This window comes from Amycolatopsis sp. NPDC049868 (assembly GCF_044461365.1).
Lineage (GTDB): Bacteria > Actinomycetota > Actinomycetes > Mycobacteriales > Pseudonocardiaceae > Amycolatopsis.
In genome coordinates, this window is sequence record NZ_JBITKV010000005.1 from 484066 (window position 1) to 501334 (window position 17269).

14 protein-coding genes are annotated in these 17269 nt (G+C 69.0%); 2 read left to right on the forward strand and 12 right to left on the reverse strand.

Annotated features, from left to right (window positions below; all coding sequences use genetic code 11):
* Positions 1 to 110: 110 nt before the first annotated feature.
* Positions 111 to 1562: a glutamate synthase subunit beta gene (locus tag ACIBTM_RS23815; RefSeq protein WP_395879276.1), complete on the reverse strand. Its 1452-nt coding sequence runs from the start codon at positions 1560 to 1562 to the stop codon at positions 111 to 113.
* Positions 1555 to 6093 carry a glutamate synthase large subunit gene (gene gltB, locus ACIBTM_RS23820; protein ID WP_395879277.1) on the reverse strand — a complete coding sequence of 1513 codons (4539 nt, stop codon included), beginning with the start codon at positions 6091 to 6093 and terminating at the stop codon, positions 1555 to 1557. Before gltB ends, ACIBTM_RS23815 begins: the two co-directional genes overlap by 8 nt.
* A 551-nt stretch (positions 6094 to 6644) precedes the next feature.
* On the opposite strand from gltB, the gene ACIBTM_RS23825 reads away from it, so the two are divergent.
* Positions 6645 to 7274, forward strand: a complete 630-nt coding sequence (locus tag ACIBTM_RS23825) for a YigZ family protein (protein WP_395879278.1) — start codon at positions 6645 to 6647, stop codon at positions 7272 to 7274.
* A gap of 186 nt (positions 7275 to 7460) precedes the next feature.
* Here ACIBTM_RS23825 and ACIBTM_RS23830 read toward each other — a convergent pair whose 3' ends face one another.
* The 3 genes from ACIBTM_RS23830 to ACIBTM_RS23840 all read right to left on the reverse strand — a co-directional run bounded on the left by ACIBTM_RS23830 (position 7461) and on the right by ACIBTM_RS23840 (position 8951).
* Complete coding sequence (locus ACIBTM_RS23830; RefSeq protein WP_395879279.1) at positions 7461 to 8027, reverse strand: GNAT family N-acetyltransferase; 567 nt, start codon at positions 8025 to 8027, stop codon at positions 7461 to 7463.
* 42 nt (positions 8028 to 8069) lie between these two features.
* Positions 8070 to 8339, reverse strand: a complete 270-nt coding sequence (locus tag ACIBTM_RS23835; RefSeq protein ID WP_037346685.1) for a hypothetical protein — start codon at positions 8337 to 8339, stop codon at positions 8070 to 8072.
* A gap of 132 nt (positions 8340 to 8471) precedes the next feature.
* Complete coding sequence (locus ACIBTM_RS23840) at positions 8472 to 8951, reverse strand: Lrp/AsnC family transcriptional regulator (protein WP_395879280.1); 480 nt, start codon at positions 8949 to 8951, stop codon at positions 8472 to 8474.
* A gap of 112 nt (positions 8952 to 9063) precedes the next feature.
* Here ACIBTM_RS23840 and ACIBTM_RS23845 point away from each other — a divergent pair, with 112 nt between their 5' ends.
* Positions 9064 to 10122, forward strand: coding sequence for a Glu/Leu/Phe/Val dehydrogenase dimerization domain-containing protein (locus tag ACIBTM_RS23845; RefSeq protein WP_395879281.1), 1059 nt, complete (start codon positions 9064 to 9066; stop codon positions 10120 to 10122).
* On the opposite strand, the gene ACIBTM_RS23850 is transcribed toward ACIBTM_RS23845, so the two are convergent.
* The 7 genes from ACIBTM_RS23850 to ACIBTM_RS23880 all read right to left on the reverse strand — a co-directional run bounded on the left by ACIBTM_RS23850 (position 10064) and on the right by ACIBTM_RS23880 (position 17177).
* Positions 10064 to 11314 (reverse strand): ABC transporter substrate-binding protein, encoded by a 1251-nt coding sequence (locus ACIBTM_RS23850; RefSeq protein ID WP_395879282.1) that lies wholly within the window; start codon positions 11312 to 11314, stop codon positions 10064 to 10066. The two genes, ACIBTM_RS23845 and ACIBTM_RS23850, sit on opposite strands and share 59 nt — an antisense overlap.
* On the reverse strand, positions 11311 to 12468 hold the full coding sequence (locus ACIBTM_RS23855; RefSeq protein WP_395879283.1) for a branched-chain amino acid ABC transporter permease: 1158 nt from the start codon (positions 12466 to 12468) through the stop codon (positions 11311 to 11313). Before ACIBTM_RS23855 ends, ACIBTM_RS23850 begins: the two co-directional genes overlap by 4 nt.
* On the reverse strand, positions 12461 to 13339 hold the full coding sequence (locus ACIBTM_RS23860) for a branched-chain amino acid ABC transporter permease (RefSeq protein WP_395879284.1): 879 nt from the start codon (positions 13337 to 13339) through the stop codon (positions 12461 to 12463). The genes ACIBTM_RS23855 and ACIBTM_RS23860 overlap by 8 nt, the downstream gene beginning before the upstream one ends.
* A complete protein-coding gene (locus ACIBTM_RS23865) occupies positions 13336 to 14112 on the reverse strand; it encodes an ABC transporter ATP-binding protein (protein ID WP_395879285.1) in 777 nt (258 codons plus the stop codon). Before ACIBTM_RS23865 ends, ACIBTM_RS23860 begins: the two co-directional genes overlap by 4 nt.
* Positions 14109 to 14918, reverse strand: coding sequence for an ABC transporter ATP-binding protein (locus ACIBTM_RS23870; RefSeq protein ID WP_043848629.1), 810 nt, complete (start codon positions 14916 to 14918; stop codon positions 14109 to 14111). The genes ACIBTM_RS23865 and ACIBTM_RS23870 overlap by 4 nt, the downstream gene beginning before the upstream one ends.
* A 469-nt stretch (positions 14919 to 15387) precedes the next feature.
* The gene (locus ACIBTM_RS23875; protein ID WP_016332103.1) at positions 15388 to 16044 is read right to left on the reverse strand and encodes a response regulator transcription factor; all 657 of its coding nucleotides are present in this window, start codon (positions 16042 to 16044) and stop codon (positions 15388 to 15390) included.
* A complete protein-coding gene (locus ACIBTM_RS23880; protein ID WP_395879286.1) occupies positions 15999 to 17177 on the reverse strand; it encodes a GAF domain-containing protein in 1179 nt (392 codons plus the stop codon). The genes ACIBTM_RS23875 and ACIBTM_RS23880 overlap by 46 nt, the downstream gene beginning before the upstream one ends.
* Between the last annotated feature and the right edge of the window lie 92 nt (positions 17178 to 17269).

Below are 17269 nucleotides of genomic sequence, written 5' to 3' on the forward strand. Positions count from 1 at the left end.
AAGCGATACGCGATCGCCATCCGCAGTCCAGCAACCACAGCGGCAGTACATGAAGGCCCCCTTCCTTGCGCCTAGGGACAGGAAGGGGGCCTTCACGCGCTCAAGCGGTCTTAGGTGAGCGGCCGGTCGGTCGGCGCGATCGGGGCGGGCAGCACGTCCCGTCCGGTGAGGAACGCGTCCACCCCGGCCGCGGCGGAGCGGCCCTCGGCGATCGCCCACACGATGAGCGACTGGCCGCGGCCCATGTCGCCCGCCACGAACACGTTGTCGACGCTGGTCTTGAACGCCTTGTCGCGGGCGACGTTGCCGCGCTGGTCCAGTTCGACGTCGAGCGACTCCAGCAGGCCTTCCCGCTCCGGGCCGACGAAGCCCATCGCGAGCAGCACCAGCTGCGCGGGCAGTTCGCGTTCGGTTCCGGGAACCGGGGCGAACTTGCCGCCCTCGTTGCGCACCTCGACCAGCTTCAGCGCCCGCACCCGGCCGTCGGCGTCGGCGGCGAACTCCTGCGTGTTGACCGAGTACAGCCGCTCGCCGCCCTCCTCGTGCGCGGACGAGACGCGGTAGATCATCGGGTACGTCGGCCACGGGTGCGCGTCGGACCGCGAAAGCGGCGGCTTCGGCATGATCTCCAGCTGCGTCACCGACTTCGCGCCCTGGCGGTGCGAGGTCCCGACGCAGTCCGCACCGGTGTCACCGCCTCCGATGACCACGACGTCGAGGCCCTCGGCACTGATCGGCGAGACGTCCAGTTCGCCGGCGGCGACGCGGTTGGCGTGCGGAAGGAACTCCATCGCCTGGTGGATACCGGCGTGCTCGCGGCCGGTGATCGGCAGATCCCGCCACGCGGTCGCGCCGCCGGCGAGGACCACGGCGTCGTAGGACGACTTCAGCTCCTCGACGGTGAGGTCGACGCCGACGTTCACCGAGGTCCGGAATTCCGTGCCCTCGGCGCGCATCTGGTCGAGACGGCGGTCGAGGCGGTGCTTCTCCATCTTGAATTCGGGGATGCCGTAGCGCAGCAGCCCGCCGATCTTGTCGGCCCGCTCGAAGACCACGACACTGTGGCCCGCGCGCGTGAGCTGCTGCGCCGCGGCGAGTCCCGACGGGCCGGACCCGACCACCGCCACCTTCTTGCCGGTGAGCGCCACCGGCTTCTGCGGCGTGACCCAGCCTTCTTCGAAGGCCCGGTCGATGATCGAGATCTCGACCCGCTTGATGGTGACGGGATCGTCGTTGATCCCGAGCACACACGCCGTCTCGCACGGCGCCGGGCAGAGGGTCCCGGTGAACTCCGGGAAATTGTTGGTCGCGTGCAGCCGCTCGGCCGCGTCGCGCCAATCGTCGCGCCAGGTCAGCGTGTTCCACTCGGGGATGAGGTTCCCGAGCGGGCAGCCCTGGTGACAGAACGGGATACCGCAGTCCATGCAGCGCCCGGCCTGCTTCTGCAGTTTCGACGTCGCGAAGTCCTCGTACACCTCGCGCCAGTCCATCAGGCGCAGGTCGACGGGACGGCTCTTGGGCGTCTCGCGAGTGGTGGTCAGAAAGCCCTTGGGGTCAGCCATGTGCGGCCTCCATGATCGCCTCGTTCACGTCACGCCCGTCGCGCTCGGCCTTCGCCTGCGCCGCGAGCACGCGCTTGTAGTCCTTCGGCATGACCTTGCCGAACCGGTCGACGGCGGCGTCCCAGTCGGCGAGCAGCGCACGCGCGACCGCGGACTCCGTTTCGTCGTAATGCTTTTCGAGCGCCTCGCGCAGGAAGTCCACATCGGACGAATCCAGCGGGTCGATGTCGACCATCTCCGGGTTGATCCGGTGCGCCGGAAGGTCCAGCACGTAGGCGACGCCGCCCGACATCCCGGCCGCGAAGTTACGGCCCACCCCGCCGAGCACGACGACGCGGCCACCGGTCATGTACTCGCAACCGTGGTCGCCGACGCCCTCGACGATGGCCAGCGCGCCCGAGTTGCGCACGCAGAACCGTTCGCCGACCTTGCCGCGGATGAAGATCTCGCCGCTGGTCGCGCCGTAGCCGATCACGTTGCCCGCGATGATGTGCTCTTCGGCGTTGTACCGCGCCACCTTCGGCGGCCGCACGATGAGCCGTCCACCGGAGAGCCCCTTGCCGACGTAGTCGTTGCCGTCGCCGTAGAGCCGCAGCGTGATGCCCTTGGGCACGAACGCGCCGAACGACTGACCGGCGGTCCCGGTGAAGGTGACGTCGATCGTGTTGTCCGGCAGGCCTTCGCCACCCCACCGCTTGGTCAGCTCGTGGCCGAGCATGGTGCCGACGGTCCGGTTCACGTTGCGGACCGGCAGTTCCAGCCGCACCTTGTCCCCGGACGACAGCGCGCCCTCGGCGAGCTGGATCAGCGTATTGTCGAGCGCCTTCTCCAGCCCGTGGTCCTGCACCGTCTGCTGGTGACGCAGTCCGGCGGGCGCGGTGTCGGGTACGTGGAAGATCGGCGTCAGGTCGAGACCGGCGGCCTTCCAGTGATCGATCGCCTTGCGCTTGTCGAGCATCTCTGCGTGGCCGACGGCCTCGGCGATGGATCGGAAACCCAGCTCCGCCAGGTACTCCCGGACCTCCTGGGCGATGAACTCGAAGAAGTTCACCACGTACTCGGCCTTGCCGCTGAACTTCTCGCGCAGCTTCGGGTTCTGCGTCGCGACGCCGACCGGGCAGGTGTCGAGGTGACACACCCGCATCATGATGCAGCCGGACACCACCAGCGGCGCGGTCGCGAAACCGAACTCCTCGGCCCCGAGCAGCGCGGCGATGACGACGTCACGGCCGGTTTTGAGCTGGCCGTCGGTCTGCACGACGATCCGGTCACGCAACCGGTTGGCCAGCAACGTCTGCTGTGTCTCGGCGAGCCCGAGTTCCCAGGGGCCGCCCGCGTGCTTGATCGACGACAGCGGCGAAGCACCCGTGCCGCCGTCGTGCCCGGAGATGAGCACGACATCGGCGTGTGCCTTGGAAACACCGGCCGCGACCGTGCCCACGCCGACCTCGGACACGAGCTTCACGTGGATGCGCGCCGCCGGGTTGGCGTTCTTGAGGTCGTGGATCAGCTGCGCCAGATCCTCGATCGAGTAGATGTCGTGGTGCGGCGGCGGGGAGATCAGCCCGACACCCGGCGTGGAGTGCCGCGTCTTCGCGATCCACGGGTACACCTTCGCGCCGGGCAGCTGGCCACCTTCACCGGGCTTCGCGCCCTGCGCCATCTTGATCTGGATGTCGTCGGCGTTGACCAGATACTCGCTCGTGACGCCGAACCGGCCGCTGGCGACCTGCTTGACCGCGCTGCGGCGCTCGGGGTCGTAGAGCCGTTCCGGATCCTCGCCGCCCTCACCGGTGTTCGACTTGCCGCCGAGGCGGTTCATCGCGATGGCCAGGGTTTCGTGCATCTCCGCCGAGATCGACCCGTAGGAGATCGCGCCGGTGGCGAACCGCTTGACGATCTCGGAGACCGGCTCGACCTCTTCGATCGGCACCGCGGGCCGCCTGCCGACCTTGAAGTCGAACAGCCCGCGCAGCGTGTACAGCTTCTGCGCCTGGTCGTCGACGGCCTTCGTGTACTCCTTGAAGACCTCGTACTTCCCGGCACGGGTGGAGTGCTGCAACTTGAACACCGTCTGCGGGTTGAACAAATGCGGCTCGCCCTCGCGGCGCCACTGGTAGTCCGCACCGGTCTCCAGCTCGCGGTGGTTCGCGCGGAACCCGTCGCGCGGGAACGCGCGGCGGTGCCGTTCGGCGACCTCCAGCGCGAGCGTGTCGAAGCCGACGCCGCCGAGCCGGGAAGTGGTGCCGGTGAAGCAGTTCTGGATGACCTCGTCGCCGAGCCCGACCGCTTCGAAGATCTGCGCGCCGGTGTAGGAGGCCACTGTGGACACACCCATCTTCGACATGGTCTTGCGGACGCCCTTGCCCAGCGCCTTGATCAGATTCGCGGTCGCCTGCTTGGCGGTGGCACCGGCGATCAGGCCCTGATCGGCCATCTCCTCGACGGTCGCCATCGCCAGGTACGGGTTCACCGCCGCGACGCCGTAGCCGATCAGCAGCGCGATGTGGTGCACCTCGCGTGCGTCGCCGGCCTCGACGATGAGGCCGACCTGCGTACGGGTCTTTTCGCGCACCAGGTGGTGATGCACCGCGCCGGTGAGCAGCAGCGACGGGATGGCCGCGTGGTCTTCGTCGATCCCGCGGTCGGAAAGCACGATCAGCCGCGCGCCCTCGGCGATGGCCGCGGACACCTCGGCGCGGATCTCGTCGAGCCGCCGCACGAGCGCCTCGCCGCCGCCGTGGACGTCGTAGGTGCCCTGCACGGTGACCGCCTGGAACTCCGGCAGGTCGCCGTCGTCGTTGACGTGCACCAGCTTCGCGAGCTCGTCGTTGTCCAGTACCGGGAACGGCAGCACGATCCGGCGGCACGACTTGGCGCCCGCCTCCAGGAGGTTCGGCTCCGCGCCCAGCTGGGTGCCCAGCGAGGTGACCAGTTCCTCGCGGATCGCGTCCAGCGGCGGGTTGGTCACCTGGGCGAAGAGCTGGATGAAGTAGTCGAAGAGCAACCGCGGACGGCTGGACAGCGACGCGATGGGGGAGTCGTTGCCCATCGAGCCGATCGGCTCCGCGCCGGTGCGGGCCATCGGTTCGAGCAGGACGTCGAGCTCCTCCTCGGTGTAGCCGAACGCCTGCTGACGGCGCACGAGCGCGGCGTGCGGCGGGATCTCGCGCTCACGCTCGGGAAGCCCGTCGAGCGGGAGCAGGCCGTCTTCGACCCATTCGTCGTACGGGTGCTCGGTGGCGAGCTCGTTCTTGATCTCCTCGTCCTCGACGATCCGGCCGGCGGCCGTGTCCACGAGGAACATGCGGCCCGGCTCCAACCGTCCTTTGCGGACGATCGTGGACTGCTCCAGCTCCAGCACGCCGACCTCGCTGGCGAGGACGACGAGGCCGTCTTCGGTGACCCAGTACCGGGCGGGGCGCAGGCCGTTGCGGTCGAGGACCGCGCCGATCTGGGTGCCGTCGGTGAAGGAGACCAGCGCGGGGCCGTCCCACGGCTCCATCAGTGTCGAGTGGAACTCGTAGAACGCGCGGCGCGCCGGGTCCATCTCTTGATGGTTCTCCCAGGCCTCCGGGATCATCATCAGCACCGCGTGGGGCAGCGAACGGCCGCCGAGGTGGAGCAGCTCCAGCACCTCGTCGAAGGACGCCGAGTCACTCGCGCCGCGGGTGATGATCGGGTAGATCCGCTTGAGATCACCGGGGATCAGGTCGGATTCGAGCAGCGCCTCCCGCGCGTCCATCCAGTTCCGGTTGCCGCGCAGGGTGTTGATCTCGCCGTTGTGGGCGACGTACCGGTACGGGTGCGCCAGCGGCCACGACGGGAAGGTGTTGGTGGAGAACCGGGAGTGCACCAGGCCGATGGCGCTGGTGACTCGCTCGTCGGTGAGGTCGGCGAAGAACTTCTCGACCTGCGGCTCGGTGAGCATTCCTTTGTAGACGATCGTGCGCGAGGAGAGGCTGGGGAAATAGACGTCGTCCTCGACGAGCTCGTGCTCGGCGCGCTTGCGCACCACGAAGGCGGCGCGTTCCAGCGCCAGGCCCTCCAGCGCGTCGTTGCCCGCCAGGAACAACTGGCTGAAATGCGGCATGGTCTCGGCGGCGCCGGTGCCGACGTGTTCGGTGTGGACCGGCAGGTCACGCCAGCCGAGCACCCGCATGCCCTCTTCGGCGGCGACGCGCTCGATGGTCGTCATCGCGCGGCCGCGGGCGTTTTCGTCCTGCGGAAGGAAAGCCGTGCCGACGGCGTAGGCGCCGGGCGCGGGAAGGTCGAAGTCGACGACCTCGCGATAGAACTCGTCGGGGACCTGGATGAGGATCCCGGCGCCGTCGCCGGTCTCCGGGTCGGCGCCGCGGGCCCCGCGATGTTCCAGGTTCCGCAGCGCGATCAGCGCTTTGGCGACGATGCCGTGATCGCGTTTACCGGAGAGATCTGCGACGAACGCGACACCACAGGCGTCGTGTTCGAACTCCGGGTCGTACAGGCCTTCGGGGGCCTTGCTGCCCTTATAGCTGGCATGGTGGGTCACGGCTGGCCGCCTCCCAAGGCGTCGGCGCGACCGGTACCACTCCGTTCGGGTGGTTCGTGCGTGAACCAGTTAACGGAGTGGTCCGGGACCGCGATGGTCAGTCGAGAGGGAACGATCCTGCCCGCGGAAACGGGGACAGGCCTCGTAGAGCCGCACTGCACTGGGCGGCCGATGCGCATATCGGTACTGCTGTGCACGTGGGTGCCGCCTGGCCGCTGTGGTGGGTGGCTGGCGGGTACACGTGTTACTCCCGGGTTCGCCGGTCTTATGACGATAGTGTGAAATCGCTGTTATCGACATACGTCGCTTGGTCGGGGTGGGAAATGCCACGCGGGCGTTGACTTCAAACATCATCGGCCCACGAGCTGGAACGACGTGTCCACTGAGTGGAGCATCAGCGCGCTGACCTGCGCTTATCACTGACCGGCTCGTCCGAAAGTGTGACCTGGGTCGCGCGGTCGAGTGGGTTTCGCCCGTGCCTTGGTGACCTCGGGTGACCGTCGAATCGCCCGAACGGCAGAGTGACCTGCCCGGTTTGAGAGGCTTGGCCGATGGCGGATCGTTATCTCACCGTGGCGGGCACCGGGGTCCACGAGATCGAAATCCGGCGGTCGCGCTTCCTCTGCGCGCTCGCGCCGGTCACCTCGGAAGAGGCGGCCCGCGAGGTGATCGCCGCCCGGAAGAAGGCCGATCCGGCGGCCAGGCACCACTGTCACGCGTTCGTGCTGGGCGCCGACGGACGCACCCAACGATCGAGTGATGACGGCGAGCCCGCCGGCACGGCGGGCACCCCGATGCTCGAGGTGCTCCGCCGCCGCGAGCTGACCGACACCGTCGCCGTGGTGACCCGGTACTTCGGCGGGGTGCTGCTCGGCGCCGGCGGGCTGATCCGCGCGTACGGGCAGGCCGTTTCGGAGGCCGTCGACGTCGTCGGGGTGCGGGAGTACCGGCGGCTGCGGCTGGTGGAGGTCGTCGTCGACTACGACCGGGCCGGCCGCCTGGAGAACGACATCCGTTCGTCGCCGTACCTGCTGCACGCGACGCGGTTCGAGGACGTCGCGCATTTCGACGTCGGGCTCGCGCCGGATCAGGGGGACACCTTCCACGCGTGGCTCGCCGACCTCACCGGCGGGGAGGCCCTGGCCGAGGAGATCGGCGAGACCTGGCTGCCCACCGCGTGACCGGACCCGTCATTCGCGTGATTGGAGAGCGCACTCACGTGATTGGAGAGCGCACTCACGTGATTGGACGGCGCACTCACGTGATCAGGCGGACGACACGAGATTGGCGTGGGCGGGGCCGTGTCGTCCCTCTGATCACGCGAGTGCGCCGCCTGATCACGCGAGTGCGCCGCCTGATCACGCGAGTTACGGGTTGGCGCGGGAGCGCCACTCGTCCAGGGTGATGGCGTACTCGACCTCGCCCTCCTCCGTACCGGGGATCGGGTGGTCGAAGTGCTCGTGATAGGTCCGGACGTACCGCATCCCGATCTTTTCCATCACCCGCCGGGACCCCCGGTTCACCGCCATGGTCGCCGCCCAGATCCGCCGGGCCCCGAATTCGGTGAACCCCTTCTCCAGCAGCGCGAGCGAACCTTCGGTCGCGTACCCCTTGCCCCAGCACGACCGGTTCAGCCGGTAGCCCAGCTCCGGATCGTCCGAGTGGTGACCGCGCAACGGGCGGAAATGGAACCACCCCAGGAAATCCCCGCTCGCTTTCTCGATCGCCGCCCAGAACCCGTAACCGGGGAAACGCTCGTAGTAACCGAGAAAGGCGGGAAGGTCCAGGTTTTCGATCTCCGCCCGGTCGGCGGGTTCGCCCCCATTGAGGTACCGCATGACTTCGGGATCGTCGTAGAGCGCGAACAGGTTGTCGACGTCGGCGCCGGTGAACTGCCGCAGTACGAGCCGCTCGGTCTCCAGAAAGACACGCATCACGCGATCGTGGCGCTCCCCGCGCGCACCCGCAAACGCTTTTTAAGCGGCGGCCAGCGGCGGGAACGCGCCTTCCAGCGCCACCGCTCCGGCCTCGGTGAGCAGGGCGGGAACGCGCTCGCCCCATCGGCCGCCCCGCGCGGGCATCACCAGGCCGAGGTGGGCGAGGCGATGCGCGGTGTGCTGGTCGCAGCAGGCGAGACCGTCGACGAACAGGTCCGGCTCGCAGCTGCAGCTGATCTCGGCGTGGCCCTCGGCCACGGCTCTCAGGGTGGCCCGCTCACGATGGTTCAGGCCCGTCCGAACGTCCATGGCGCGCCTCCTTTCCGTTTCCGCTCTTACCAGTCAAACCCATACCCCCGACAGTTTCCGTCTCCTACGATGCGAAGTCTTGGATTTCGGGCGTACTTAGGGGTGGTGTGTCGGGTATTCCGGGGTAAGGACCTAGGGGGTGTCACCCGGTATTCGGTGCGGAAGCGGTTCCAGCTCGGTCTTGCGCAGATGCCGGAAAATGATCGAACTGCGGAAGCCGATGATCTCTTTGCGCTTCGCCAACCGATCCACCAGGAATGCGTGGAGCTGATCGACGTCCTGGGCGGCGACGTGGATCAGGAAATCGTCGCTGCCGGCGGTGACGAAGACGGAAAGGACCTCGGGCAATTCCGCGACCGAACGCTGGAAGGAATCGATCACCTCCCGGCTCAGCGGCCGCACCTGCGCCGAGACCATCGCCTGCACGCCGCGGTTGAGGCTGCGCAGGTCGATGTCGGCGTGATACCCGCGGATGACGCCGCGCTCCCGCAGCAGCCTGGTCCGTTCCAGGCAGGTCGACGGCGCGACGCCGACCTTGCGGGCGATGTCGCGGTTCGACTGCCGCGCATCCGCCTGGAGTTCCCGGATGATCGCCGAATCAAGTTCGTCCACGTCCGCTCCTTCACCGGCCTTGCCGAATATCGTTCGGCGGAGCCCCTGTAGCCCCGCGCATCACCCTAACTTCAGCGCATTCAGTCGACTAAATGCGGAGACGAGGAGTGAGATGTCCGTACAGGAGTTGGTCGTCCGGCGGGGGCGCCGGTCCGGGGTGACGACGATGGTGGCCGTGCACTCGAGCACGCTCGGCCCGGCCGTCGGCGGCTGCCGGTTCAAGGTCTATCCGCGTGTCCACGACGCGATCGACGACGTCCTGCGGTTGTCCGCGGCGATGACCCGCAAATGCGCGGTCGCGGGCCTGGACTTCGGCGGTGGCAAGAGCGTCGTCGCGCTCGACGGCGTGCCGTCCGCCGAGCGGCGGCGCGAGATCCTGCTCGACCACGCCGACCTCATCGCGTCACTCGACGGTGCGTATCTCGCCGGGCCGGACGTCGGAACCGGTCCGGAGGACATGCTCGTGCTGCGCGAGCGGACCCCGCACGTCTTCTGCCTGCCCGAGGAGCACGGCGGCACCGGTTCTTCGAGCGGACCGACCGCCGTCGGTGTGCTCGCGGCCCTGCGCGCGGGCGCGCGGGCGGTCTTCGGCGACGACGGGATGAAGGGCCGCAAAGTGGTCATCAGCGGCTACGGCTCGGTCGGCGCCCACCTGGCCGGCGCGCTGGTCACACGGGGTGCCGAGGTCGTCGTGTCCGATGTGGACGAACGACGCCTCGCCGCGGCGCGCGAACAAGGCCTGAAACAGGTGACGCCGGATCAGGTGCTCGGCATCGAGGCCGACGTCCTGATCCCGGCCGCCGTGGGCGGGGTCTTCGACACGGGAACCGAGGTCGCCGCGCCGCTCGTGGTCGGCCCGGCCAACAACCAGCTCACCGACGACACGGTGGCCGACGACCTCGCGGCCAGGGGAATCCTGTGGATCCCGGATTTCGTCGCGAGCGCCGGGGGAGTCGTCTACACACTCGGCCGGGAGAAGCAGAACCTCACCCACGCCGAGGCGCTCACCCGCGTCGAGGCACTGGAGAAGACCACGCAAGGGATCCTCGACGCCGCTTCGGCCAACGGCACCACGCCGTTGGCCGAAGCGGACGCGCTCGCCGAAGCGAGACTCACTTCTGGTGCGGAGCCACGTACTCCTTCGCCTCGGGAGCCTCGAACAGCGGCTTGACGTAGCGGACCCCGCCCTCGGCCGACGCGTCCGGTGTCGCCGCGTACACCTGACGCGTCGCCGGGGTGCCCGCCTTCGAGAAGTCCAGCGCCGCCACGAGATCCCCCGTGCTCGCCGACGTCGTCTGCTTCAGCGCCGCCGCGATACCGTCGCGAGTGAGGTCCTTGTTCTCGCAGGCCTTCTTGAGCACCGCGCCCCACACCTCGCCGACCGCGTAACCGTAGGGGATCCCACCGTTCGGGGTCTCCTTGTACGCCGCCTTGTACTTCGTGGCGACTTCCTTGGCCTTGGGGATGTCGGCGGAGAACGGGACGCTGCTGGCGACGATCGTCAGTTTGTCCAGCGCGTTCGCCGCGGGGCTCTTCAACAGCACGGGGTCGAACACCGGGTTGTTGCCGAGCACGGGCACGTCGAGCCCGAGCGCCTTGTTCGCCGCGAGCGCGGAACCGGTCTGCGCCGGGGACGTGGTCAGGACGATGGCCTTGACGCCGTCGCCCTTGAGCCCGGTGACGATATTGGTGAGGTCGTTGTCGGTGGAGGTGACCTTGACCTCCTTCACCGTCAGGTTGTGCTTCTTCGCGTAGTACTGCGAGCCGCGCAGGCCGTTCTTGCCGTACTCGCCGTCGATGTAGACGTGCCCGATCGTGTCGCCGTCCTTCACCAGGCCCTTTTCCTGGAAGTACGACAGCCCGTCGATGATCTCCAGGTCGTACGTCGTCCCGACGATCATCACGTACTGGTTGTCGAGCAGTTCCGAAGACCACGACGCGGGCGCCGCGACGGTCTTGTCCGAGGCGATGTTCTGTTTCAGCGCGGCCACCACCGGCGAGCCGAGCAGCTGCACGAAGCCGAGGACCTTCGGCTCGATCTGCGGGTACAGCGTCTTCGCCGTGTCCGCCTTGTAGCCGTGGTCGACGGTCTCGAGTTTGACCTGACGGCCGCACACCCCGCCCGCGGCGTTGAAGTCCTTGGCCCACAACTCGTTCCCCTGCGTGATGCCGAGCCCGAGGTTCTTGAACACCCCGGTCTTGTCCGTCATCACGCCGAGGGTGATCTCCGAGGCCGTCACCCCTTTGCCCGCCTTGACGCCCGAGCCGTCCGCCCCCGAGGACCCCGAGTCGCCCGCCTTCGTGCTGCACGCCGAAAGGGCGAGGACCGCCGCCAGCGCGACGGCCGGATACATACGCTTCATTTGTCTTGCTCCTCCGGGAGATGAGGTTTCCTGGCGGGTGTGATCCGTCGACCGATCGCGGCGAGCCCGCCCGGTTCGAAGAGCACCACGAGGATGATCGCGGCGCCGTAGACGAACGAACTGACCAGGATCGGGGTCAAGGCGCCGTCCCCGGTTCCGGAGAACCAGCCGAGATCGGCGGAGTACAGCGAAAGAACCTGTGGCAGCCCGTTGACGATCAGCGCGCCCACCAGCGCGCCGGGCACCGAGCCGAGTCCCCCGATGATCACCATGGCCAGGAAGGCGATGGAGATGTTGATGCCGTACGTGCCGAATTCGCTCTCGTCGGGTTTGAGGATGTCGAACCACAGCACGGTCATCGCGCCCGCGAGCCCCGCGTACGCCGAGGAGACCGCGAACGCGCCCGCCTTGGCCCGCGTGACACTGACGCCCATCACGGACGCGGCGGCCTCGTTGTCCCGCACCGCCCGCCACGACCGGCCGACCCGGCTGCGCACCGCCGCCTTGGCGACGACGAACGCGAGCACGGTCAGCAGCAGGAACAGGTACCAGAGCCGTTCCGCCTGCCGGATCGGCACGCCCATCAGCTCGATCTCGGGGCCGCCGTTGGTGAACGGGAAGCCGAACAACGAGAACGGTTCCGGCGTCCGCCCGGTCGACGTCCCGCCGGTCAGCGTCTCGGCCGACTGTCCGAAGTAGAGCCCGAGGAACACCAGCGAAAGGGACGCGACACCGAGGTAGATCCCGCGAAGCCGTCCGGAGACCGGCGCGAACGCCAGCCCCAGCAACGCGGCGATGACCACCGCGCCGACCAGCGACAGCCCGGGATCGAGCCCGAGCCCGAACACCCGCTCGTCGTCGGCCGGTCCGGAAAGGACGGTGTACCCGGTCGCGCCGGCCAGCAGGAAGAACGCGTGTGCCAGCGACAGCTGCCCGGCCTGCCCGACCAGCAGCGTCAGCCCGATCGCGCCGACCCCGCCGATCATCATGTACTGCCCGGCCTTCAGCCAGGCGGCGTCGAGGTACAACGGGATCGCGAGCAGGACGACCAGCAGCGCGACCCAGGCCAGCGCTTTGACCAGGCGCCCCCGATCACGTTTCGCGGGCGGTGCCGCCGGGGCTTCGGCAGGGGTTTTCACAGCGGTGTCAGACACGTGTGCTCTCCCTCGTCCCGAACAACCCCGACGGCCGCACCACCAGGACCACGAGCATCACCAGGAAGACCGCGCTCTTGGAGAAGTCGAACGACACGTACTGCGCCGAAAGCGCCTCGACCAGCCCGACGACCAGGCCGCCCACCACCGCGCCCGCGGTCGAGTCCAGCCCGCCGAGGATGGCCGCGGGGAACGCCGCGAGCGCGATGGAGTGCGTGCCGCGGGACAGCCCGGCGCCGGAGAAGTCCTGCGTGGCGATGAAGAGCACCGCGACCCCGGCGAGCACGCCCGCGACCACCCATGCGGTCGCCGTCACCCGGGAACTGCGGATCCCCATCAACGCGGCGGCCTCGCGGTTCTCGGCCTGTGCGCGCATCGCGACGCCCCAGTTCGAGTACTTGAACGCCAGCGTGAACGCGGTGATCAGCACGGCGGCGACGAGCAGTGCCACCAGATGTGTGCGGAACAGCGTGATCCCGCCGAGCTGGAACGGCTTCGCGTCCCAGGCGTCGCCGAGGAACGGCAGCGTGACACCGAGCCGCCGCACGATCTCCTCGGTGACGATCACGTCGACGCCGATGGTCAGCAACGCCAGGCTGTTCGCGTCCGCGTGCCGCGAGCGGGACAGCAGGAACCGTTCCAGCAGGAGGGCGAGCAGGCCCGCCGAGACGATGCCGACCAGCGAGGCACCGGCCCAGCCGAGCGCTTCGCGGGTCACGACGACCAGGTAACCGCCGAAGAGCACGAGCGAGCCGTGCGCGAAGTTGACCACCTCGGTGGCCTTGAAGATGATCACGAAACCCAGCGCCAGCAACGCGAACACCGCGCCCTTGCCGAGTCCGTTCACCACGAGTTGCAGGAATGTGTTCACGCCGTGGCCTCCGTGCCGAGATATGCCCTGATCACGTCCGGATCCGACTGGACCTCGGCCGGTGTGCCGTCGGCGATGCGTTTGCCGAAGTCCAGGACGGTGACCCGGTCCGCGATGCCCATCACCAGCCCCATGTCGTGTTCCACCAGCAGGATCGAGATGCCGAGCTCGTCCCGGACGTCGCGGATCGTCCCGGCCAGTTCGGCGGTCTCGGTCGCGTTCATGCCCGCCGCGGGTTCGTCGAGCAGCAGCAGGACCGGTTCGACGGCGAGCGCGCGGGCGAGGTCGACCCGTTTCACCGCGCCGTAGGGCAGCGCGCCGACCGGGAGGTCCACCAGCCCGCCGATGCCGAGGAAGTCGCAGATCTCCCGCACCCGCGCGGAATGCCGCCGTTCGGCCCGGACCGTCCACGGCAGACGGAGCCCGCAGGCGAGGAAACCGCCCTTGGTCAGCGCGTGGCGGCCGAGCATGACGTTGTCGAGCACGGTCGAGCCGGGGGAGAGGGCGGCGTTCTGGAACGACCGGCCGACGCCGAGGCGGGCCAGCCGGTGCGGCGGGAGTCCGGAAAGGACGGTGTCGCCGAGCCGGACGCGGCCGGCGTTCGCCCGGTAGAGGCCGCTGATCACGTTGAAGCAGCTGGACTTCCCGGCGCCGTTCGGGCCGATGAGCGCGTGCAGCGAACCGGAGCCGACGGTGAAGGAGACGTCGTCCAGCGCCCGGATCCCGCCGAAACGCAGGGTCACGTTCTCGACGCGCAACTCGGGCGGCGTCATCCGGCCCACCTCGACAGGCTCCGGCCCGCGAGGTGCTTGCGGGCATCGGCGGCTTCGGCTTCGGCGGTGGCCTGCGATTCGGCGTGACCGCCGAGGTAGAGCCGCTGGACCTCCTCGCTCGCCGCGAGTTCGGCCGTCGTCCCGGCCAGCGCGACCCGGCCGACTTCGAGGACGATCGCGTGATCGGCGACGCGCAACGCCATCACGGCGTTCTGCTCGACCAGCACCACGGCGGTGCCCTGTTCGTGGATCTCGCGGATGATGTCGCCGATCCGCTCGACGATCTTCGGCGCGAGACCGAGCGAAGGTTCGTCGAGCAGCAACAACCGCGGGCCGGACATCAGCGCACGGCCGATGGCGAGCATCTGCTGCTCGCCGCCGGAGAGCAGGCCCGCGCGCTGTTTGGCCCGTTCGGACAGGACCGGGAAGAGCTCGTCGACGCGTTTGCGGGCGGCGGCGCGCTGCTCGGGGGAGCGGGCGCCGATCCCGCCCGCGCGCAGGTTCTCCTCGACCGTCATCCGCGCGAAGACCTGGCGGCCTTCGGGGACGCCGACCACACCGAGACCGACGATGCGGGCGGGGTCCAGTTTGGTCAGTGGTTTGCCGTCGTAGCGCACCTCGCCGGCGGAAACCGAGCCGCGGTGCATGCGCAGCGTGCCGGAGACGGTGCGCAGCAGGGTCGACTTCCCGGCCCCGTTGCTGCCGAGCACGGCCAGCACGCCATCAGGTGAAACGTCGAGGTCGACCCCGTGCAGTGCGGCCACCGATCGGCCGTACCGCACCTGAAGATCGCGAACACTCAGCAAGCCGCCTCCTCCATCCGTGTGACGCGAGTCACGATCGGTGGCGGTCATCCTGCGTGGGCACCCTCCGCCGCGTTACCCCCACCTGGAGACCCACCCGGACACAAAACGGACACGGGAGTTGAAGGGGTTCGTCCCGCCACATGATGCTGTTGGGTTATCCGGACGGGGTGGTTCCTGGCTGGTGGGCGCAGTGGTCGACGGTGTCTTAGGTACCTACGTGGATTGCGGCTGCGATTGATCCCCAACTACGGAACACGAGCCCCATAAGCACCAGAAACTCGACCTTCACGCCTTGCCAAGTACATGAAGGCCCCCTTCCTTGCGCCTAGGTACAGGAAGGGGGCCTTCATGTACCTCAGAGGCTCGTGAGTGGCGTTTCGGGTTAGCCGCGGCCGGGTTCTGCCGCTTTGGGCTCACCCCGCCTGATCGGCCCAGGCTTGGCTTGACCAACGGCATCGTCACATGCGGGTCAGAGGAGGCCGGCTTCGGAGGCTTTGCCGATGGCCTCGACGCGGTTCCGGGCGCCGAGTTTGTGCAGGGCGGACTGCAGGTAGGTCTTCACCGTGTTCCGCGCCAGCCCGGTCGATTCCGCGATCTCCGGATTCGTCTGGCCCTGCGCGGCGAGTCTTAAAACCTCGTACTCGCGCCGCGTCAGCCCGCTGCGGGCCAGCGCGTCGGACCGCTGGCCGTCGTCGGGGAAGATGCGCGGATCGACGACGCGCTCACCCTTGAGCACCTGCCGCAACGCCGCCACCAGATCCGTCCCGGCGACGTCCTTGAGCAGGCAGCCGTGCGCCCCGGAATCCAGCGCGGCCCGCACGCCCTGATGGTCGCCGTGCGCGGTGAACACCACGATCCGCCCGGCCGGGTGCACCCGGCGGAGTTCGGCGATCACCTCGGGCGCGAGCATGTCCGGCAACCGCAGGTCCAGCAGGATCAGCACCGGTTTCAGCTCACCCGCCCGCCGGATCGCGGACCGGCCGGTCTCGGCCGAGCCGACCACGGTCATCGCCGGGTCGTACCGCAGCAGCAGGCTCACCCCGTCGCGGACCACCGGATGGTCGTCCACGACGAGCACCGTCACCGGCGACGGCACGGTTCCGGCACCCAGGCGCGCAGCGTGCACCCATCGTCGTCGTCGCGGACCAGGCTGACCCGGCCACCGAGCCGCGCGGCGCGTTCGGCCAGCGCGCGCAGCCCCATACCGGTGCCGGGTTCGGGCTCCTCGGCGTCTTCGGCGCGACGGCCGGTCCCGTCGTCGGCGACGACCACCTGCACGCCGTCGTCACTGGGCAGCAGGCTGACCACGACGGACAGCGCTTCGGCGTGTTTCTCCACGTTGAGCAGGCCTTCCCGGACGGCCGCCACCAGCAGGCCGGTGCGTTCGGCATCCAGTCTGGGCACCGGCGCGAGCTGCACGAACCGCGCCGGGACACCGCAGCGAGCCTGGAACGAACGGCAGTGCTCGGCCAGCTCCACCGGCAGCGCGCGTTCCGGGCTCGACTCCGACAGCGCGAGCAGCGACTCGCGCAGCGCCCTCGACGCGGCCGACACGTCGCCCTCCAGCCGCCGCAGCCGCGATTCGAGCGCCGGGTTGTCGCTGATGTCCTCGTGCAGGTTCCGCACCTGGACACCGATGGAGAACAGCAGCGCGCCGACCGAATCGTGCAGCGCGCTCTGCATCCGCAGCCGCTCGGCGGACAGCGCCGTCTCGCGGTCGGCCTCGGCGACCGACGCCAGTTTCAGCGCCCGCCCGGCCTCGGTGGCGATGTCTTCGAGGGACTGGACCGCGTCGTCGCCGAAGTCGCGGCGCTCACGCATGGCGGCGTACGCGATGGCGACGGTCTCGGTCCCGCTGACGATCGGGACGGCGATCATCGCGGCGAGGCCCTCGCCGCGGACCTGGGCGTCGAACTGGTGGGTGATACTCGGCGAGTTGACGTAGTCGTTGACCCTCACCGGCTTGCCCAGCGCGAGTACCCGCCCGCCGATGCCCTGGCCGATGGGCACGGCGAGGTCCTGCAGCGCGTCCGTGCGGGTGCCCGACATCCAGCGGATGACCGCCTCTTCGGGCCCGGCCAGCTCGGCGACGAAGCCGGAATGCGTGCCGATCGACTCGCGGATCAGCCGCGCGGTGCCGTTGAGGGCCGCGACCCGGTCGAGGGTCGCGAGCAGCTCTTCGCGCTCGCGAAGAAGCCCGCCGAGCACCGCGCTGTGCTCGGCGGCGAGCTCTTCAGCGGCGTGCCGTCTCGCCGTCACGCGCTCACGATCGCACACCGGACGTGGTTTCCGACACACCCGTCCGGAGAGGTTCGCCGATGCGTTTCCGGCCGCGGTTGTCTTGAATGGAC